This window comes from Legionella sp. km535, assembly GCF_003990085.1.
GTDB classification, from domain to species: domain Bacteria; phylum Pseudomonadota; class Gammaproteobacteria; order Legionellales; family Legionellaceae; genus Legionella; species Legionella moravica.
On sequence record NZ_RZGU01000018.1, the window covers coordinates 12,411 to 34,075 of the forward strand.

A 21,665-nucleotide genomic window follows, 5' to 3' on the forward strand; every position below is an offset into this window, starting at 1 on the left:
GGTTCACTCTAAATGCCTCAGTGCCAGCCCGCAAGCAACCATTAAGGCAGGAGCATCGTTATTTATGGATTCCAAATTGACCATTTTACCAAATGACATATGTGATAATGGATTGGCCACTGTGGTGGATACGCCTAGTTGTTCTTGAATCAGAAGAGCTAATCCCGGCTGACGAGCCAAGCCCCCTGCCAACAAAATGTGATCAACAAAACCATGTTGGCTGGTAGAATAAAAAAACTGTAGAGTTCGCTTAATTTGCAACAAAACCATGTCTTTAAATGGTTCAAGAACCTCTGTATCAAAATCAGGAGGCAATTTCCCTTCTTCTTTTGCAATTAACGCCTGTTCAGAAGACATATTATAATGTTCAGCTATTGCTTCGATTAACTGCATGCCACCAAATTTTTCTTCTCTTGAGAAGATCAGTTTCATCCCATGCAATACAAAAAGGTGAGTATAGTTAGCACCAATATCGATGATCGCGACTATCTTATCTTGTCCTCCGGCGGGTAATTCCGATGACAGTTGTTGAGCAGCCCGTTCTACTGCATAAGATTCAACATCGACAATTTTTGCTTCCAGGCCCGCACGAGTTACGGCCTCGACGCGGCTGTTCACATTTTCAGCCCGAGAAGCAACAATCAATACGTCCAACATTGCGGAATTTTTTGCAGAGTGCCCTAAAATCTCAAAATCAAGGTTAATTTCATCAATTGGATAGGGAATGTATTTATCGGCTTCAATGACCACCAGTTCTTCCATTTCCATATCAGTCAAGCCATCGTTAATTTGAACTATTTTACTGATCACGGCCGAGTCGGGAACGGCAAGAGCTACCTGTTTACAATTCAACCTGGCACTGCTAATCAATTTTTTTATAGTACTGGCGACGGCGTCTACATCCTTGATTACGTTACCATCAAGAGCGTTGGGGGGAACTAATTGTCGTCCATATCCCTGCACGCACAGTTCATCTCCAGAACCTGAAATTTCCAGTATTTTTACCGCTGAAGAACTGATATCAATGCCAAGAATCGAACGATGTTTAGGTTTAAACAGTTTGAGCACCAGATTTATCTCCCTGTATCTCCTTTGTAGCCCCAAAAGCGCTCTGATTTAACAACCTTTTACCGCCACGTTACTTCTTAAGATGTTAACGTATGCGGCTGGAAATTGGAATCGTTTAGAATCAGTTATTTTTTCTTTAGATTAAATGGGTTATGTTGATCATTCATCATCATCCTATTAAGCACCACAGGAAGTCGAAATCAGATTGGTCAAAACGCCCCAAGGTTGAGAGCCAATATTTTTTAATCCAACTATTGAACATTAGATTGATCGGTGATAGGCTGAAAGAACAAATTATAAACACCACACAAATTAAATGACCAATTCCACCACTAACAACACAATTAATTTGTTGCCTGCCTTGGTAATTGGTCTAATTTTATCTTTATTAATCGTTATCCTCTTTGAGTCTATCGCCTAGTAGGGTTTATTTCTGCGCCTGCTGGGCGTGGATCACCTGCAGAACAAACACTCAGTTTTTAATTCATTATGAGGTACGATTATGCAATCAAAAAAAGACATGTTTGAACAGCCTATCTGGAAACGATACCTACAACTTCCCTTTGTACAAGGCCCCTTGCTGGGCGCTGGAGTAATGACCCTGGTCACCCCAGGATTAAACTGGACAAATCATGTTTTGAATGGAAAAACGATGCAATGGCGATTTGCCATGTCAGGATCATTTGAATATGCAAGTTCAGCAATCCCATCCTATGCCGTAGTCTTTGTACTTAAAAGACTGATGCAACCCGAAAGCCAGCAGGTTTCTCCTTTGTATGAATTTGCCACTTCATTTACCGCAGGGGCATTTTCAGGATTAGCAAGCACACCCTTTGAAGGGATAGCCCAAAATAAACAACTGGCAAAACTTCCATCATCACGGGAAACACGACAGAAAATAATCGAACATAATGGTTATCGTGCCCTGTTTCAGGGAGGGGGTAGCATCATGATGAGAGAAGGACTTTGGTCTACTGTATACTTGACTGCCATACCTACACTTGCTCAATATTTTCAATCAAAAGGAATTAAAAAAGAACAGGCGGAAGGCATGGCATTGGTGTTAACTGCTGGATCATATGGCTTTTTTAGCACGCCCTTGTATCAACTGCGATTCAGAAAACAACAGGGACTTACTGAACCTGTTAATGAAAAAAGTTATCTGCAGCATGCCAAAGCCATCTGGAACCAGCCGAGCATTGGAGGTGCAGTTCAGCGGCTTGGATTTTTCTTCAAAGGAGCAATACCTCGGACAATAACGACGACAATCGCCGGGGCATTGTTGTACAAAGGACAGGAGGTACTGCAAGAGTTGATTAAGCCCTCTAAATCTTAGCAAGTTCATAAGATAATCTGATACCCCCTGTTTTATTCTCAATGGATGTCATGCTCTCACTCTGACATCCATTTCTTTATCTATTCAGGAAAAATAACACAAAATCATCAACGGATACACGCACACTGAACCCCTATGTGTTTATAAGAATTAAAAACTTGCACTGGGGCAAATCATTAAATATAGTGAACAATCAATGTGTATGGGATTACCACAAATACCTTGCTTTTTTGCATTTAAAGGGAGTTTTAAATGACAAGATCTGAAGATTTACTCTACTCATTAGCCACCGTAATAATAAGATATCATGACAAACAATCCGGTGTGAAAATTCTGATAAATGAAAGTGACGAATCTCTTGTAAGGAAAAAATCGCGTATTTTAGCGAAAAGAATAATCAACGACAGTAAGACCGATTTTAAAGAACGCTTTGATTCTTTAATTACAGAGTGTCCCAAACACCACCCGGATAGACGACAATTTCTCTCATTTATATTGAATGAACTTAGTTCCCTGAAACTCATCATTGATCATCAAAACTCATTCAGCCCGAGTCAGTTAGAGGAATACAAGCAGCAGATAATAGAAATGCTAAAGGGGTTTAAGGGGTTATTATCAACCTCCAAGGGAACAACGTCCATAATCACCCAGCATAAAACAGCAACAAGACCCGGAGGAAAAACCTCTCTGGAAGGATTAATTGACACCAGTTATCTAAACAGCGGGCAATTATGTAACTCCGGTATTTTTTTGAAAGAAGAACTGATGGATAGGTACAATCTGGATTTGGATTCTACTGATATGGAACTTAATGAATTTGCTCAACAACTCTGTCAAGAACATCAAAATACCTTATTAGTTACTGAGTTAACTGCCCCAAAAGAAGCACACAGTGTTCTATCAGATACTGAACATCATGAAATAAAAGTGCAACTCGAAGAATCCAAAGAGATTGAAAAAAAATTAAAATCAACCATTTCAAAACAGCAATTAGCCCTATATTTGCTCTTTCATCAATACAGCATGCTCAAATCCAGCGAATCGCATCTAAAAAAAACCATTCAGCGGCATGAAGAAACCATTGAGTACCTGACTCAAAAGGTTGATGATTTAAAGATATTGTCGTCAAATGATACCAGTAGCCCAGTGACTCCCGGATTTGGGTTTTTTGGCTTGAATTTATAATGGCTTATTGGCCTGAGGCTATTGCTGTATTTACAGTTAGTTCAGAGCGCTCAGGTGCGATGGATGACCGGGATTAATGCTAAGTCATCGGGTTTCTATTTAAGCCATTAGCATAGATTTGACTATATCCGTATCAAATAACTCGTACTGCCAACAAAAAGTACGTGATAGCAGTAAAATTACCATTCTTTTTGTATTAATTTTACTTTTAATGTACTAGCAAACAAACACTTGCGCTCAAGCAAAACATTTAATATAGTGAAAAACCAAGCTGTTATTGATTTTCACATTTAGAGTATAGATTTATGTTTTAAAAGGAGTTTTAAATGATTAGACTAGAAGAGTTGCTTTATTCTTTAACAACAGTAATTATCCGCTATCACGACAATTTAATGGGAAAAAAACTCATTGATGCTAAAGATATACCCGACGCACGATTAAAATCCAGAGCATTGGCAATAAAAATTATCCAGAATCAGGATGATCCGCTTTATTTCTCAACAAGGTTAAAAGAAATAATTACTACTTGCACTACAGGATATCCCGATCGAAGGCCATTTCTTTCCTACATTTTAAATGAGATAGTGCTAATCAAATCCTTTCTAAGCAAAAGCGAGGCTTTTTCCGAAGAAGAGTTTGCCGACTATAAAAATCAAATATTCAAATTGCTTATCGATATTAAAGGCCTTTTATCCACAAAAAAAAGCGGTAGCTATGAAGTGACTCAGCATCAGACCGATATAGCTCCTGGAGGAAAAATTGCCCTATCCGGTTGTATTAATGAACGTTATGTTGGCGATTATTTTTGTAATTCAGGTATTTTTTTAAGAGAGGAAGTTTTAGAAACGCTGAATATTTCCTATGCATTCCCTAATGAACTATATGATGAATTCGCTTATCGAATCTGTTCAGAACATCAAAATGCCTTGTTAGTCCCTGAATTACTGGCAAAAAATCGGCGTTTGGAAGAAGAAAACACTTGTTTAAGACAGATCAGCGACCAGAGTGCATTAAAAGAGGAAGAAATACAATCCAGTTCAGCGCAACAAACAGCCCTGATCAAACAACACGAGGAAACCATTCGACAACTTCTCGAAACGATTGAACAGCAAAAAGCACAGATTCAAACGCAGGAAGAAAAAATAGAGGAGCAAAGCAAAACTCTTGCCGAACCACTCCTAAGACCAAGACCATTCTTTGGTGCATTTGGCTATAGTCCTGCATTATTTGCCTTGGGAAGATTTCCAAGAGTTCTTGATAATCCGGACTCTTCAACGCCAAGCGCGCCAAGTCCGGGTGTAATTGAATAGTTCGTTATAGATTCATTGGTTTTATGACAAAGCCAATGAATCACACTCTCAGTTAGAGTACTACCACATTTCCTGAAAAATTGTTCTGGAGCTGATATCCATTGATTTATAGGCCCTGAGTGGTGCAGCTTTTAGCAGAATCTTCTACACAGCTTCGAAAATCCAGCCTAGCTCTAGTCTCTAGATCCTGCGGTCATAGCAGCGGGAACTCGAAGTTATGCCTGTTTGCTCGCAACCAGGATTTTATGCACAAACTATAAGCTTCGATTTAGAAGCTTGAGAAACCATGATCCTGTTTGCGAGCAAACAGGCTACAAGCCCTACAAGTCCTGGATCCCGCGGTCACGGCCGCGGGAATTCGAAGTCTGGCATTTAGTCATCTCTCAAAAGAATTCTCTTGGCCGTAATCGCCGAAGCCAATGCTTTAGCGCTGCTATCCTTTCAATATCAAGGCAGCGGAAATAGAAAGTAAACTATTTGCTCACACCTCAAACAAATTCCCGCGGCATTGACCGCGGGATCCACTGGCTTAGCGCTACTATCCTTGCAATATCAATACAGCGGAAATATAAGATAAACTATTTGCTCACACCTTAAACGAATTCCCGCGGCATTGACCGCGGGATCCACTGGCTTAGCGCTACTTTCCTTGCAATATCAATGCAGCGGAAATATAAGATAAACTATTTGCTCACACCTTAAACGAATTCCCGCGGCATTGACCGCGGGATCCACTGGCTTAGCGCTGCTATCCTAGCATTATCAATGCAGCGGAAATATAAGGTAAACTATTTGCTCACACCTTAAACGAATTCCCGCGGCATTAACCGCGGGATCCACTGGCTTAGCGCTACTTTCCTTGCAATATCAAGGCAGCGGAAATATAAAGTAAACTATTTGCTCACACCTTAAACGAATTCCCGCGGCATTGACCGCGGGATCCACTGGCTTAGCGCTACTATCTTGGCTCCGCATTCAAAGCTAGGGAAATCCACGGAGCCCCCCGCCATAGTTAGTGCTCACGGCAAAGAGAAACCGCTGTACGTAGGCGTTTGCAACTTATTAAACAAGTCAATTATAAACAGACCTTAAAATAAACATTGTTACGCCCGATTTTCGAATTTTTCAACGCGCCATAACCAATATTCATTGAGAATTCCAGCCATTTTGCAACAAAACTCGCAATATGATAAAGAATCGCTGTATAATGCATGATTATTCACCTTCAAAGATAACATAATTCTATGAAAAAAATGGCATACTTCTGGCGTAAAGGTCTTTGGGCGCTGATGAGCCTGTTTTTTCTTTTATTAGTGGCTGGCAGTCTTTTATATCTTTATCTTGAAAGTCAGCTCCCTAATGTAGATTCGCTCAAAACAGTTCAATTACAAGTTCCTTTGCAGATATTCAGTAAAGAAGGCTTGTTGATTCAAGAATACGGTGAAAAAAAACGTATTCCTCTAACTTATGAAGAAATCCCGCAAACCCTGGTTCATGCCCTGATTGCAACAGAAGATCAGCGGTTTTTTGAACATCCTGGCGTTGATGTAATGGGGTTGGGACGCGCTGCAGTGCGTATGCTAAAAACCGGTACAAAATCTCAAGGTGGCAGTACCATCACCATGCAGGTAGCTCGTAATTTCTTTTTAAGCCGCAAAAAAACCTTTTTGCGTAAGTTCAATGAAATCATGCTAGCGATTAAAATCGATAGAGAACTCAGTAAAGAGAAGATTTTAGAGCTTTACCTGAACCGAATATATCTGGGTAATCGTGCCTATGGTGTAGGTGCTGCTGCCATGGTGTATTTTGGCAAGCCACTTAATGAACTGAATCTAGCAGAGCTGGCAATGATAGCCGGTCTTCCACAAGCCCCTTCGACTCAAAATCCTATCGCTAATCCTTTGGCAGCTAAAAAGCGGCGAGACCATGTATTGGAACGCTTATTGGAAGAGCACTATATTAATGAAGAGCAATACCAAAATGCGATAAACCAACCCATTACTGCAAAATACCATGGTACCAACATTGAAGTAAGCGCCCCCTATGTTGCAGAAATGATCCGTCAATCCCTATATGACAATTTTGGCCCTGATGCTTATACCAAAGGGTACAAAGTATACACTACCATTGATGGCAAACTACAAAATAAGGCCAACGAAGTTGTTGAAAAGAATTTGATTGCCTATGATCATCGGCACGGTTATCGAGGCCCGGTAGCGACTATAGGGGAAAAAGACAGCCAAACCCCCGAAATGAGACAAAAATACTTAAGGCAGTACCCAGAACTGAATACTCTGGTACCTGCTGTTATTACGGAAGTCGGTGAAAAGGAAGCTACCGCGGGCCTTCTGAACGGTCAGACAATCATCATTCCATGGGAAGGCTTGTCCTGGGCACGCCCTGCCCTTAAACGAGGCTGGGTAGGTAAATCACCTGTCAAGGCGCAGCAAGTCGTTGCGGTTGGTGATATAGTTTATGTCCACTCAACTGAAAAGCACTGGGAACTGGCTCAAATTCCAGAAGCCGAATCCGCATTGGTTGCTCTTAATCCTAAAAATGGAGCAATAGAGGTTCTGGTTGGCGGCTTTAATTTCCAAAAGAGCAAATTCAACCGGGCAACACAATCCAGCAGACAACCAGGCTCCAGTTTCAAGCCTTTTGTTTATGCTGCAGCCTTAAATAATGGCTATAATCTGGCAACATTAATTAATGATGCCCCTATCGTTGTAGATGACCCAAGCCAGCCGAATCTCTGGAGACCACATAATGTCAATCTTAAATTCAATGGGCCAACTCGTCTAAAACAAGCACTGGTTCAATCTAAAAATCTGGTGTCCATCAGAATCCTTGATGATATTGGCATAGATTACACGATTGATTTCCTGACCCGATTTGGCTTTACTAAAAAATCCCTACCCAAAGGTCTATCATTAGCCTTAGGCAGCTTATCCATTAGCCCTATGGAGCTGACTACAGCCTATGCGGTCTTTGCCAATGGTGGTTATAAAGTAGAACCGTATCTCATTGATCATATTACTGATGCAGACGGTAAAATTTTACTGCAAGCAAAGCCAACAGTAGTATGTGATCCTTGCGATAAGGAACAAGTAGATACGTCGATGCTGGCACCACGTGTGATACCTGAAGACATTGCCTTTTTAATGAATTCAGCCCTCAAAGATGTCATACAACACGGTACAGCAAGGGCAGCTCGAGTACTCAATCGTCAGGATATCGCGGGTAAAACCGGAACAACCAATGATCAGGTCGATGCCTGGTTTGCAGGATTTAACTCTGATTTGGTCGTTACCACTTGGGTTGGTTTTGATAATCCCAAATCCTTGCATGAATATGCCGCAAATCTCGCCCTGCCCTTATGGATAGATTTCATGCGAGAAGCGCTAAAGGGCAAACCTGAAAGTGAATTAAGACAACCCGAAAATGTAGTTGCTGTTCGTATTGATCCTGTGAGCGGTCTCCTGGCCAAGCCCAATCAGGACAATGGTATTATCGAGTATTTCCGCGACAAGGAAGTACCTGCAGAGGAAGATCCTACTCCGGTTTATAATGCTAATAACAGCAATTCTGATGAACATCTGGCTCCAGTTGAAGAAAATTTATTTTAAACCCATTCAGTTGATCTCCTGCGCAGTCAGGAGATCCCTCATTGCATTCAAGATTAAATGCTTTTCATTTATTGTGACACTGCAATAAAAAGGTCTTCTTAATTTTCCCTTAATTTACTCTTAACTTTCTCTTAATGATTAACTGATATAATCTGATTCCAGCAAGACCAAATTGATCTAATTTCGGTCAATTAAAAAGCCATCAATATCGGGAGTGTTAAATGATCAGTAATCGTGTAATTCAAGAAATGTTAGATACAGAAAAAACATACCAAACTTCACTAGAGCAATTTAGCCAAGCTACTGAGCAAGCATTTTATGCTGAAGGCCCAGAGATCTTCCAGAAATTGGCAACTGCTACACAAAAATTTAATGAACTATCTGAAGCTCTACACTTTAATGCCAGTGTAGAAATGACACAGTCATTGGGTAACGCTGAACTTACTCAGCTTCGTGCAGAACGGATGAATTTGATTGGACAATTTTTTGCTGAATTTAAATCATATATGTCTGTTTATGAAGAATTTCTGAAAATTAAGTACGCCTCAAATGAAACCTCTGAGCAATTAGCCTTTAAACAGCTGGATACATTTCTTAGAAGAATCTCTACCCTTGACTCTGCTTCATTATTAATTCAGCCGCTACAGCGTGGCCCTCGCTATGAATTACTCATAAAAGATGTATTAAAGCGAGATGACGAGCTTTCACCGGACGCCCCTAATAAATTAAGCGATGAAGCAAGAGGGCAATTAGAAATTCTTCTAAACACCACAAAAAGTTATTTATCTGAAGCAGCCAAACGTGAAGCAACACCTGGCTATAAATTTGGGGATATAACCAGAAGCTTGGTACGTAAAGGAAGTGAACTTCTTTCTGCAGCAAAATCTGCCCCATCAGCACCTGAAAACACGAGCACTCAAGCATCTGGCTACAAATTTGGTGATATAACTCGTGGTTTTGTGAGTAAAGCGTATCATTCATTCTGGGCTCCTGCTCCAGTTGCAGAAATTAGCACTCCAGTGTTAGTGAGTTCCAGCTATAGTGATACACCCGAAGCTCAAATTCCATCAGCAGAACCAGCTGTTAGAACTCCACCTGCGATTCCTCCTCGTGACATGTCTCGAGTCAGTGTAGTTGTTTCAGAGACAAGCTTACATGATAGTGACGATGATTTTGAGAGCGACGACGAGCAAACGTTCACGTTTAAATAATTATCTTCTTTCTTGAACTGTCTAATAGATAATAAGCAGGATGTAAATTCCTGCTTATGCTGCTTATCAATAAAGGATATCGAGACAGACGCAGTAAGTCCTTCAGGAGATCCTTCATTGCATTCGGAATTACCTTATTGAACTTCCCGCAGACAACAAGTGTCGTACGGGTTGAAAAAATTTTCAAATCAACTAGTGGCTGTTGATATTTCATTATGTTCAAGCCTACTTTCCGCGACTTGTTCGCGGAATCGATAGATCGTGCGCAAAACAAGAATACATTGCGCCTATAAAGAGTGAATTGGATCCCGCGAACAAGTCGCGGGACGTCGAAACTTGAATTGTCAACAGACCCTACTTTCCAGCCAAAGCAATATTGGCAGGAACATAATCAAATCCCAAATCCCTTGCCACAGCTTCATAAGTAATTTTACCTTGATGAACATTAAGACCGTTCAACAGATGATGATCGCTTAATAATGCCAATTTGGTACCTTTAGTTACAATACTTAAAACAAAGGGTAAGGTTGCATTGTTTAAGGCAAATGTTGATGTTCTGGGCACTGCTCCTGGCATGTTTGCCACACAGTAATGCACAACATTATCAACCACGTAGGTAGGTTCCTGATGGGTAGTAGCACGACTGGTTTCAAAACATCCCCCTTGATCGATAGCCACATCAACAAGAACTGAACCTGGACGCATTGATTTCAACATCGCCCTGGTCACCAGTTTAGGCGCTGCCGCGCCAGGCACCAACACTGCCCCGATAACCAAATCAGCACTGGCCACGTATTTTTCTATGGCATCAGCTGTAGAATAAACGGTATTCAGTTTAGAGCCAAATTGAAAATCCAAATCATTCAAACATCGTAAAGAACGATCAAGAACAATAACCCGTGCCTCCATACCCATAGCCATTCGAACCGCATTGGAGCCGACTACACCGCCTCCAATCACAACGACATTAGCGGCTGCGACACCTGGAACGCCACCTAACAAGACCCCGCTGCCACCTTGTGCCATCTCAAGGCAATGAGCTCCAGCCTGAATGGACATTCGGCCTGCGACCTGAGACATAGGAGTCAATAAAGGCAAGCCGCCATCATCCTGAGTTACTGTTTCGTAAGCGATTGCGGTTACACCAGATTCTTTTAGCAAACGAGTTTGCTGTGGGTCGGGAGCCAAGTGCAAATAAGTAAATAAGGTTTGACCTTCACGTAGTCTTTTACATTCAATGGGTTGAGGTTCTTTTACTTTAACGATTAACTCGGCATTAGCAAATACTTCATCAGCGCTGTCAACGACTTCTGCGCCAGCATTTCGGTAGTCATCATCAGAAATACCAATACCAAGTCCTGCTCCGCGCTCCACTATAACAGAACTGCCTACACGAACAATTTCCCTTACACTGGAGGGAACAAGGCCTACGCGATTTTCTTGTGGTTTAATTTCTTTTGGAACACCTACTAACATAACAACTCTCCCTAACGGTTCTTTAATTGTTCAATTAATTGAGGAACCAGTTCAAACAAATCACCCACCAAGCCGTAATTAGCAATTTGGAAAATGGGGGCATCTTCATCCTTATTGATTGCAACAATTACTTTAGAGTCTTTCATACCGGCCAAATGCTGCACTGCTCCAGAAATACCTACTGCGATGTAGAGCGAAGGAGCAACTACCTTACCGGTTTGTCCTACTTGATAATCATTCGGTACAAAACCTGCGTCAACAGCTGCGCGCGAAGCACCTACTGCAGCACCCAGGCAATCAGCCAAATCTTCAATTAATTTGAATTTTTCAGCGCTTTGCAATCCTCTTCCACCAGAAACAACAATTTTGGCACTGCCCAGCTCAGGTCGTTCTGACTTACTGAGTTCATGCTTGATAAATTGACTGTTTTGGGGCAAAAACTCCTGACTCATCGTTTCAATGCAGCAAGCAGCCTGATTGCCGGTTACTGGATTAAAAGCTGTTGGCCTGATGGTCATCACTTTTTGAGCATCCAACACTCGAACCGTTTCAATCGCATTACCAGCGTAGATCGGATGTTCAAAGGTATTCGCGTCAATGATTCGGGTTACATCAGAAACCTGAGCTACATCCAAAAGAGCGGCAATTCGAGGGCTTATGTTTTTACCGTATGTGCTGGCAGGAGCCATGATTACATCAAAAGATCCTGCAAACGATACAACCAGTTCACTGATTTGTTCTGCCAGTTGATGTTCATAACAAGGATTATCAACATACCAGACAGCATGAACTCCTTCTAATTGAGCGGCTTGTTCTGCGACGGTTTTACATTGATGACCAACAACAAGAAGTGTCGGTTGACTATTCATCTCCAATGCAGCAGCCAATACATTTCGAATTGATGGATGCACAGTCTGATTGTTATGTTCCACAAGTACTAAAGTGCTCATCTCGTCTCCTTATCAAAGCACTTTGGCTTCATGTTGTAATTTATCCAACAATGCGGCTACTGACTCAACCTTGACTCCGCCACTGCGAACAGCAGGCGCATTGACTTTTAAGATTTCAATATGTTGCTTCAGGGAAAGCCCTAATGAATCAAGCTCTCGCACGTCCAGGGGTTTGCGCTTTGCTTTCATGATATTAGGAAGGCTTGCATATCTGGGCTCATTAAGACGCAGATCAGTACTTACGACTGCTGGTAATTGCACTTTTATCGTTTCCAATCCACCATCAATTTCCCGAGTTACTTCAAGACTGTCACTATTGGAATTCAAGTTGGAAGCATAGGTCGCTTGAGGCCAACCCAGCAATGCAGCCAACATTTGCGGTGTTTGATTATTATCACCATCTATGGCTTGTTTACCCATCAAGATTAAATCGGGCTGTTCTTCGTCGACAATTTTTTTCAGAATTTTTGCTACATTCAGGCTTTCCAATGCCTGTTCGCTTCGCACCAGAATGGCTCTGTCTGCGCCTAAAGCAAGAGCATGGCGCAAGGTTTCCTGAGAACTGTCGTCGCCTATACTGACCGCAACCACTTCAGTCGCCCAATTGTTCTCACGCAAGCGTAAGGCTTCTTCAACAGCGATTTCATCAAAGGGATTCATCGCCATTTTTATGTTTTGCGTTTCGACTCCTGAATTATCCGATTTGACACGAATTTTTACATAAGGGTCTATCACACGCTTCACTGCCACGAGTATTTTCATGGTTCCTCACTGGAAAAATCAAAACAATCCGCATCTTGCCAGAGATACGGGTGTAAATTCAAGAGGTTAATTTCATTTTCAATTTCGTTAAAAAAACCTCTATGTATCATATGCTATCTTGGTGTATATAAAACCAACTGCCGGTCTGAAACATCGGAATCCTTTAACAAATCAATTATTCGACTTGCACGATCTACAGCAGTGGCGGTTTTGCTGTTATAAACCTCTGGGTTATCTTTAATTTTACGTAGCTCTTCTTCTGCCTGGGTTAGTTTTGCCTCAATAGGATCTGAGCACTCATCCAATATTCTCATCCGAAATAAAAAGGCCTCTAATGCTCGAAATTTCGCTTGACCTGACCGTAGGCCACGGAAAAATTGCTGTTCATTTAATCCCATATAAGACTCAAGGGGGGCTGAAATAACCTTTAACTCAGGCGTCTTGAATTGCATGCCATCTTGCATGTTCTGACTTGCGATAATCATCTCCCTGCACAACTCGGCATCAACATCTTCTGGACTATCCTGTCTTGATGAAGCAGCAAGTACGGGTGTGAAAAGAGAAGTACCTATTTGTAAACTCATATCCAGGCATTGGTGGGAAGCCCAAAATATCATCTCAAGCAAACGCACCATAAACGTTGTAGTCGCTGTGGCGGTGATAGTACTCAACTCCTGCAGCGTTTTACCTATACTTTTTAATTCTGATGAATGACAGCTCTCCAAGTATTGGCCACTCTTTAACACAATCAAATAAAGCGCGTAAACGGCAAATAATTCTTCAGCAAATATAAAGGTTCCATAGGTAGCAAAAATAACCGGAATGGATTTGATTAATACTCTTAAACCAGTTGGTTTAATCTTTCCGGCATGATCAAAAAAATCACCGGATTGATCAAGCAAGTCTTGTAAACTTTCATATAAGCTGCGCCCAGAATAAGTGGTCGATTGATTTTTTAAATCATCCAGCCATGCCTTACAGTCTTCTTTGGTTTTAATATCAGCAAATTTAGGTTCTTTAAATTTCTCCGGATTAATAAATTTATCATGGCAAAAATTCAAAACCTTGAAGCAGGCACCATCATTTTTTCCTTCAGATAGAATCTGTTCAAGCCAACTGATTTCAGGGGAGTAATTCAAATGTCGGTCAGGATGAAATTTTACACTGATTTTTCTGTACTGACTGGTTATGCTCTCTTTGGATGGTCCATTTTCCAGGAGCTGTTGATTCACCACTTTAACAAAATCACGCTCTAAACGTAATACAATTTGTTTATCCAGTTGCGGTACATAGCAATTGTGCTCTGAATCAAATATCGCGTAGAACTTTACCAGTCGTTTCAATTCCGCTTCTATCGTCATAATTACTCCTTTAATCAGACTGACTCATCAGGCTCATCTCATTTTACTAAGATAATGCTTCCCTTTAAGAAATTCAGTAAAATAACCAACTATTAAAATACTCAAATAACATCCGGTCATGACATCACTTAAGTAGTGATGGTATAGAAATACACGGGAAAGCACCACAAGCACAGCAAAACCCAGGAATGAAAAGAAATACTTTGGAAACAGGACCCCTAAGCCGGAAGCCAGGCCAATTACAGTAAGTGAATGGCCAGAAGGAAACGACCAGTACAAATCTTTAGTCTGAAACCAGTAGAAACCGAACAGATTGTCAGAAAAGAATAAATCGGGGCGAGCTCGACTCACACAGACTTTCACTATAAAACCAATGAGATTAGGGATAAAAACACAACCTAAAAGATACCAGACGCGGGCCTCAAAACGATCATTTTTATGAATGTATCGAGAATAAAAGCCCAGAAACACAAACAGTATGATATAGGCTTTCCATTGCCCGAAAGCAGTCAACACATTCAGGGCAGGAAACGTATTTCGGAGCTCTAGTTGATGAAAATAAATAGCAACAGGAATATCTACATAGAAGTAACTTAACACCACTAGAACAACGTAAAGCACTATTACCCAAGGTTTTTTCATTAAATTAAAAGTTCGTTCAAATTGAGTCATTCACAAAATCCATTAAAAATAATACGTGATAAAGCATCATATAAGATGGAACTGCTTTAGCCAAGACCAATGCATAAAATCAACAGTGAAGTTTAACTCATGCATATTATCAAGGGGAATTTATCCAATACTATTTATCGCACGGCTGTCCCATTAAAAATATGACGTCTTTCCGAGCTAGCGAGGAATCTCCTGCAAGGTTGCACCATCCCATTATAATGCGACCATTAAAATCATATCCAGAGTTGAGTCTGCCCAGCCAGCCTTTTTCTGCAGGCGCCTAATGCTCATATCCTTAAATTTCTTTTTGGTATTTTGTAACCTGTTCAAAATAATAGTTCCGTTAAAGGATACAATTTCTTTCTATCAATTCTTGGATCTTCGAGCCTGTCGAAATGATATAAAAATCCAGGTACATCTTCTGATGACATCATTAAATTCCTTGTAAAAAAAAAGAGTTTAAAAGGTAATGATAATTAATGTATTAATTCAGATTGTGCCAATTTGTAGGAGATTCCTCGCTACGCTCGGAAAGACGTCACATTTTTAATGGGACAGCCGTGCTATTTATCGGCTTATGCCTTGTTAATCACATGAAGAATTGGATAGAATCAAATCCTGAATTTTATATATAGAACGATTAATGCACCAATTTACCCTAATCCAACAAATCTGTATTTGGGCTCTCCCTGTTTTATTGGCAATTACCTTGCATGAAGCAGCTCATGCCTATATAGCGTTCAAATGTGGTGATAATACAGCAAAAATGTTCGGTCGATTAAGTTTAAATCCCGTCAGACACATTGACCCCATAGGCACAATTCTGTTACCCATTCTGGCAGGAGTGCTCACTCATTTTAATTTTGTCATAGGTTATGCGAAACCTGTACCGATAAACTGGAATCAATTACGCAACCCCAGAAGAGATATGATTCTGGTTACTTTGGCAGGTCCGTTTTCTAATTTTCTTATGGCTTTTTTATGGGCTGGATGCTTTAAAATCGCCACATTTTTGCATCCTGAATCCTCCATGCCAGGGCTCTTCTTGTTAGTTACTGCCCGAGCCGGCATGATGATCAATCTGGTGTTGGCATTTTTAAATCTCATACCCATCCCCCCTCTTGATGGCAGCAGGGTAGTCAGCAGTTTATTGCCTCCCAGACAAGCCATGGTCTATGAAAAAATTGAACCTTATGGATTCTTGATTCTTGTCATTTTGATATTCACTAATATCCTAGGCTATGTCTTGCTTCCCTTGATAAACGGTGGATTATATTTACTCAGTCTCATATTTAATTTATGAATATTCTTGCCGATGCCTCTCTCCCTGGTTTGGAAGCAGCCTTTCCTTCACCGTTCATTCTGACCCTTTATGAAAAGCAAGAAGACATTCCTTTATTGCTGAATCAACAAGACATTCTGCTTTGCCGAGCTACACTGAAAGTGAATCATCATTTGCTCAAAAACCATCAATTAAAATATGTTGCTACGGCCAGCAGTGGCACGGATCACATCGATCACGCCTATTTAAAAAGCAACAACATTATACTCATTGACGCCAAAGGATGTAATGCAACCGCAGTAGCTGATTATGTCGTTTCTTCCCTGGCCTATCTCGAGCAAAACACAATGATGAATGGCAAGAAGGCTGGTATTATCGGGACGGGGGCAGTAGGCAGCAAAGTTTACCGTCGTCTGAGCGCATTAAATTTTCAAACTTATACTTATGATCCTCTTAAAGCAGATACGAATAACTCATTTAAAAGTTGCATTCTTGAAGATTTGTATGAATGCGATCTCCTGTGCATTCATGCCGAACTACACAATACCAACCCTCACCCCAGCAAAAATTTAATTGATCAGAATTTTTTGAGTCAATTAAATGCAGGTTGCACGATTATCAATGCTTCACGAGGTGGAATTGTCAACGAACATGCTTTGATAAACAATCAAAAGGCACTGATCTATTGTACCGATGTCTATCTGAATGAGCCTGCACTGGATCAGAGGATCGTTGATCGAGCTACTTTATGCACCCCACACATCGCAGGTCATAGTATGGAAGCTAAATATGGGGCAGTCGCAATGATTAGTCAGCAATTACACAAAATGATGAACTTGCCTGAACCAGTTTTTGCTCAACCGGACTTATCAACTAAACCTTCATTGGGTACACATCAATCATGGCAGGAACTGATACTTTCCCTATACAATCCATCAATAGAAACCAAAATCCTCAAAGAAGCTAAAAATAAAGAACAAACATTTCAGATACTGCGCAAACAACACCAGAACCGCCATAATTTTTCACTGTATAGCACTTTCGTACCTGAAGAACTCTCTTCGTTTTTTAATGCAATTGCAGACTCCTGAGTACCTTCAGTGACAGACACTCCATCGTGCTGTTTGTTTTATCAACCACCCATCTATCCCACTGTACATGATAAAAAAACTGTCTTCCCGCACAGGCGCACTTATGTCAAGGAAAGTGATCTTCTTTCGATCAAATTTAACATCTGTACCTGGATAGACTTATTTACTATGAAGCCTGTCGAAGTGACGTGGGTAGTTACATCAATTAATATTTGCTTAATATTAATGCTTTATCATAGAGCCTTTATCTATTATCTAGAGAATCGAATAAATGCCAGGTGAAATTTACTATTGGGATGGTCTAATCATTGATGAATCGGTAGCCAAGAAGTACATGGAAGTCATCATGCAATTAAAAAACCGAGAGTTGCAAGAAGCTGGTTTAGATTTAAAACAAATGCGCTCTCATCAAATATTCAGTGTCCGCACCAGTCGTAAAGGCAGGATTTTATTTACCATAAGTGAAATTGATAAAAAAAGATGCCTGATTTTTCTGGAAGATCTGTCTAATCACGAGTATAAAAAATCCCGATTTTTGAATCACCCCAAGACGTTGAGTCATTTTCTTGATAAAAATCAGGGTGAATTTAGGAAGATAGTTAACCTTGAAGATGAATTCATTGATGTGGATGCATCGGTTCTGCCTTTGGATGACATAGGGGATGAGCAGCTCGTTTACACTCCAGTGGAGTATTATAATCAGGAATTCATCAAATTAAACGATTCGCAAAAAGAAGCGAAATACGCTAAAGGACCGGCTATTATTGAAGGCCCTCCTGGCTCTGGAAAGTCCTGCGCTGCGCTGTCATTAGTTGCTAATGCACCTACTGAACTCAACAAAGTGCTGTACGTGACTTCTTCTGCTGCCTTAGTGAGCCACATGGAAGGATTGTATCAGAGTTTGCCTGCTGAGCTGGAAAGCCCTCCTGGCCGGGTCGTGTTTAAGTCTTATGCGCAATTGGTTCATGAATCAGATCCGGCGACTGTATCTAAAAGAAGTGTAGGCCTGGAACATTTTAGCGAATGGTTTGGTTCTTATTGCACCAGAAAACAACAGCAGCTAAAAACTGCAAAAACCGATCAAGTCAGAGGAAAAGGAAAAGGAAAGAGGGTGTTCAGTAAAGTACCTCTTTTGCCAAAAGAATTATTAGATGCCGCAACGGTATACCAGGAGTTCAGAACAGTTGCGGCCTATGTGGATTATGTTGATACTCGCTACGGCACCAGTAAAGCATATACCCAATCGAGTTATGAAGGTTTGGGTGAAAAACACCAGTCTTTATTTAAAAAAGAACACCGTTCCTGGCTCTATCAAGCCTATCAGGATTATGCGGCCTATTTGAGGCATCATGAATGCATTGATTTGTCTTTTTATCACCTGCAATCCACTGAAGTATACGATATGGTGGTAGCTGACGAAGCTCAGGATTTTTCTAAAGCCCAGATTCAGCAACTCATCGCTCTAACCCCCTCTTTGCAAATTTATTTTTGTCGAGATTCTCATCAAAGTTTGACAGACAGCCAATCCTCAGGCCCTTTCATCAAAGAGCATTTGTATCAACTGGGTCATAAAACAGGCATTGAAGTGCAACACATTCAACTTCCGAGTTCGTACCGAGTGTTTCCTAATGCCCAACCTTTAGTCGACAAGTTATTGGATTTGCGTCTGAAACTCATAGGCGGTCGTGCCGATAATCTTGAATACGTGCAACTGCCTTTGACGGTAGAAGAAAACAGCACATTAGGCTCTGTTCATTGGTTTGAACAAGTACCCGAAGACGCACACAGGGCGTTGCAAGATGCGACACAAAGCAGTGACCTGGTCATCATCACGTTACCTGAATGGATAGAAGAAGCCAAGGCATTTTTCAATACGGATGTTGTGTATACGGTCGATCAAGTCAAAGGCCTGCAGTTTCCAGTAGTAGTTCTGTATCGCATGGCCGAGGATGAGGCGTTGATAGAAGCCAATAAACTACTGGCTCATCCTGAGCGCTCTTATGTAGCCAGCAGTTCTACCGCACATCGTCCTGCGGCAGGAGTGGGTAATCCCAAATTTGGACCTCCGTTAAATCGCTTTTTTACTGCTGTAACTCGAGCTCAGCAGCAAATCATCGTGATTCAGCCTTCCCAGCATCAGTACAGTTATATCATTGATGCGATTAGATCAACCGAACGATTCGGTGATGATTTTAAAATTGAATTAACCAAACAAAGTTACTCGGAAGACAATTGGTTGCAGCTGGTGCAAAAACTGATTCACAAAAAGGAACTGTCGCTGGCTCAAACCATTTACGTGAAACATTTAAAAAAAACAACGGCTGAGTTTAAGGAGTTTCTCCAGATAACAACAGCTCCGCCAAGTGTTGTGGCCACTTCATCTGTGACCATTTCTCCTGTGAGCACTGTTATTGCTCCCCAACAAGCTACTTACAGCTCATCCAGTTCTACGGATGCAGCCTCTGTCAGTGCGGCGGGTATTTTTTCCGCTAAAACATCCTCAGAAAATACTTCTCGATATCACAAAAGAAGAGGTGGACGTCGTGCGCAACAAGCCAGTAGTTCCAATGCGTCATCGACTATGTTAAGTACAAAATCTGCTTTGGCTACAGCCAAGACTGCTGCACTCAAAAGCAGAACTTCGGGAGTGGCTGATACTTCGAAGGCAAGGCTATCTGCCTCAGGAGATGATTCTTTGGTTGGTATGCAGTTTCTTGCAAAGCCACCTATGGAAGAACTGTTGAGCAACGTATTAGCAAATCCTAATCCAGGATTGTATTTATCCACGCTTTTATCCTGTGGCGCTATAGATTCACATAAATTGCGAGAACTATTTTTCTATTATCCGCAGTCAAAAGAAGTGATTGACGTGTGTCAACTGTGTCTTACAGTATCAGAAAAAGAACCTCATACGTCACTGCTCAGTCAACTGTGCTCACCTTATAATGAGTCGCGACATGTTGCGTTGTTCTTTCTGTTTGAAAATGAACATGAGTTGTTTAATAGCTTTGCTTCGGGATATAAGTGTTTTCTTCTTTCATACCAGGAATCTCATATAGGAGAATCTCCCGAGGCAACCAATAAATATTTAGCCTTTTTTCAAAAAAAATCCCAGGAACTGCGAGAGTTGCAGTTTTTGCAAACAACAGAAACCGGTAAACAAATTTTGTTAAAGCTGGCTAGAAAAATGGAATGGACTGCAGAGACTCTGGCTACAAAAATGCATCACGCATTCAGGATGAATCTGGAGGCGAATTTTCCAGTTCCACTACAAAATCAACAGAAACTATTAAAAATCCTTGATCATGATGTGTTGGCATTTGATCTGAATAGAGAGAATGAAGAATCATGGGGAACAATAGTAACGCGTTATCCTACAGATGACATTTCCAGAGCTGTAGTGCGTTTGATGGTGCAAGCCAATATTGTAGGGGAAGATATATGGTGCAATATGAATTGTGTATCGCTATCTACATTTTTTCAAAACCTGTTCTACGTACCAGCTTTACAAAAAATACTGAGCGACAAAGACAAAGAAATAGCAAAGCGAGTCATAATGGTTATGAATGCCGCTCCACAGTGGACTGCTATAGAACAGAAAACTTATATATGTGGTGAGTTGAATGGGTCAGACCTAGATCGTACCAGTACTTTTTCAGGAATTCTGCGCACAGTTCGTAAGCATTTAGCACGAGAACACTCCTTAATCAACCAACTATACAAGTCAAATAAAATATTTTGGGGGAATACAGTTAAAAAACTGAGTAATTTATTTCCTAATCAACAGCGAGTTGACGCAATTTTGAATAGGCTCTCCGCTAATGATTCGGTCGCAGAAGAAGCATTCAAATCCGTTAAAATTCTGGACTTCTCAAGCATTGAACATCGTGCGTTTATCTTATGGAACTTTTTCGTAACATGCAAAAATCTGCAAGATAAAGAGGAGTTAGGACACAGTTCTCTGCTTGAGAATATTATTAGTTGGCTTAGGGAAAATCAATGTAAATCATTAAAAGAGTATTTTGCTTACATCACTACATGTTTGAACTCGGATAATTTGAGACCCTTAAGTCTGTTGGCTGCTTATTTGCGATTAGCTCAAGATATTTTGGCGAAAGAATCGCTCAGGGAACTCGAGATGCAGCGCAAAGCGCAAGTTCCTCAGGCTCTGATTGCACCTCAGATTCCTGGAAGTGAGAATTCTTTTTTCAGTACGCAGGAAGTTAGTGAAAAATCAGTTGTAGAAGAACCATCAGCTTCTTGTAGCATGAGTTCCTAATTCAGTAAAGTGTCACCTTTGTTCAGCGGGATGTTTATTAATTGGAGTTTTGGTTT

The 21,665-nt window shown here is 40.9% G+C and carries 14 protein-coding genes; 8 read left to right on the forward strand and 6 right to left on the reverse strand.

The features are described 5' to 3' along the window. Nucleotides 1-3 precede the first annotated feature (3 nt). Complete coding sequence (gene pilM / locus ELY21_RS11165; RefSeq protein ID WP_028384365.1) at nucleotides 4-1,068, reverse strand: type IV pilus assembly protein PilM; 1,065 nt, start codon at nucleotides 1,066-1,068, stop codon at nucleotides 4-6. Between the two features lie 502 nt (nucleotides 1,069-1,570). On the opposite strand from pilM, the gene ELY21_RS11170 reads away from it, so the two are divergent. From ELY21_RS11170 to ELY21_RS11190, 5 genes are all read left to right on the forward strand, one after another. Next, entirely contained in the window at nucleotides 1,571-2,404 is an 834-nt protein-coding gene (locus tag ELY21_RS11170) for an MC/SLC25 family protein (RefSeq protein WP_127109532.1), read from the forward strand. A 252-nt stretch (nucleotides 2,405-2,656) separates the two neighbouring features. After that, the gene (locus tag ELY21_RS11175; RefSeq protein ID WP_127109534.1) at nucleotides 2,657-3,589 is read left to right on the forward strand and encodes a hypothetical protein; all 933 of its coding nucleotides are present in this window, start codon (nucleotides 2,657-2,659) and stop codon (nucleotides 3,587-3,589) included. A gap of 326 nt (nucleotides 3,590-3,915) precedes the next feature. Beyond that, entirely contained in the window at nucleotides 3,916-4,899 is a 984-nt protein-coding gene (locus ELY21_RS11180) for a hypothetical protein (RefSeq protein WP_127109536.1), read from the forward strand. 1,244 nt (nucleotides 4,900-6,143) lie between these two features. Then, entirely contained in the window at nucleotides 6,144-8,525 is a 2,382-nt protein-coding gene (locus ELY21_RS11185) for a penicillin-binding protein 1A (protein ID WP_127109538.1), read from the forward strand. Between the two features lie 221 nt (nucleotides 8,526-8,746). Further along, complete coding sequence (locus ELY21_RS11190) at nucleotides 8,747-9,736, forward strand: RhoGEF domain-containing protein (RefSeq protein WP_127109540.1); 990 nt, start codon at nucleotides 8,747-8,749, stop codon at nucleotides 9,734-9,736. Nucleotides 9,737-10,090: 354 nt separating this feature from the next. On the opposite strand, the gene ald is transcribed toward ELY21_RS11190, so the two are convergent. From ald to ELY21_RS11215, 5 genes are all read right to left on the reverse strand, one after another. Further along, nucleotides 10,091-11,212, reverse strand: coding sequence for an alanine dehydrogenase (gene ald, locus ELY21_RS11195; RefSeq protein ID WP_127109542.1), 1,122 nt, complete (start codon nucleotides 11,210-11,212; stop codon nucleotides 10,091-10,093). A gap of 11 nt (nucleotides 11,213-11,223) precedes the next feature. Then, nucleotides 11,224-12,162 (reverse strand): electron transfer flavoprotein subunit alpha/FixB family protein, encoded by a 939-nt coding sequence (locus tag ELY21_RS11200; protein ID WP_127109544.1) that lies wholly within the window; start codon nucleotides 12,160-12,162, stop codon nucleotides 11,224-11,226. 12 nt (nucleotides 12,163-12,174) lie between these two features. Next, nucleotides 12,175-12,924: an electron transfer flavoprotein subunit beta/FixA family protein gene (locus tag ELY21_RS11205; protein WP_127109546.1), complete on the reverse strand. Its 750-nt coding sequence runs from the start codon at nucleotides 12,922-12,924 to the stop codon at nucleotides 12,175-12,177. 113 nt (nucleotides 12,925-13,037) lie between these two features. After that, nucleotides 13,038-14,285, reverse strand: coding sequence for a J domain-containing protein (locus ELY21_RS11210; RefSeq protein WP_127109548.1), 1,248 nt, complete (start codon nucleotides 14,283-14,285; stop codon nucleotides 13,038-13,040). Nucleotides 14,286-14,318: 33 nt separating this feature from the next. Further along, the gene (locus ELY21_RS11215) at nucleotides 14,319-14,957 is read right to left on the reverse strand and encodes a phosphatase PAP2 family protein (RefSeq protein ID WP_127109550.1); all 639 of its coding nucleotides are present in this window, start codon (nucleotides 14,955-14,957) and stop codon (nucleotides 14,319-14,321) included. A 643-nt stretch (nucleotides 14,958-15,600) separates the two neighbouring features. Here ELY21_RS11215 and ELY21_RS11220 point away from each other — a divergent pair. From ELY21_RS11220 to ELY21_RS11230, 3 genes are all read left to right on the forward strand, one after another. Further along, the gene (locus tag ELY21_RS11220; RefSeq protein WP_127109552.1) at nucleotides 15,601-16,260 is read left to right on the forward strand and encodes a site-2 protease family protein; all 660 of its coding nucleotides are present in this window, start codon (nucleotides 15,601-15,603) and stop codon (nucleotides 16,258-16,260) included. Next, the gene (locus ELY21_RS11225; RefSeq protein WP_127109554.1) at nucleotides 16,257-17,330 is read left to right on the forward strand and encodes a 4-phosphoerythronate dehydrogenase; all 1,074 of its coding nucleotides are present in this window, start codon (nucleotides 16,257-16,259) and stop codon (nucleotides 17,328-17,330) included. The genes ELY21_RS11220 and ELY21_RS11225 overlap by 4 nt, the downstream gene beginning before the upstream one ends. A gap of 271 nt (nucleotides 17,331-17,601) precedes the next feature. Beyond that, nucleotides 17,602-21,609 (forward strand): hypothetical protein, encoded by a 4,008-nt coding sequence (locus tag ELY21_RS11230; protein ID WP_127109556.1) that lies wholly within the window; start codon nucleotides 17,602-17,604, stop codon nucleotides 21,607-21,609. Nucleotides 21,610-21,665: the final 56 nt, after the last annotated feature.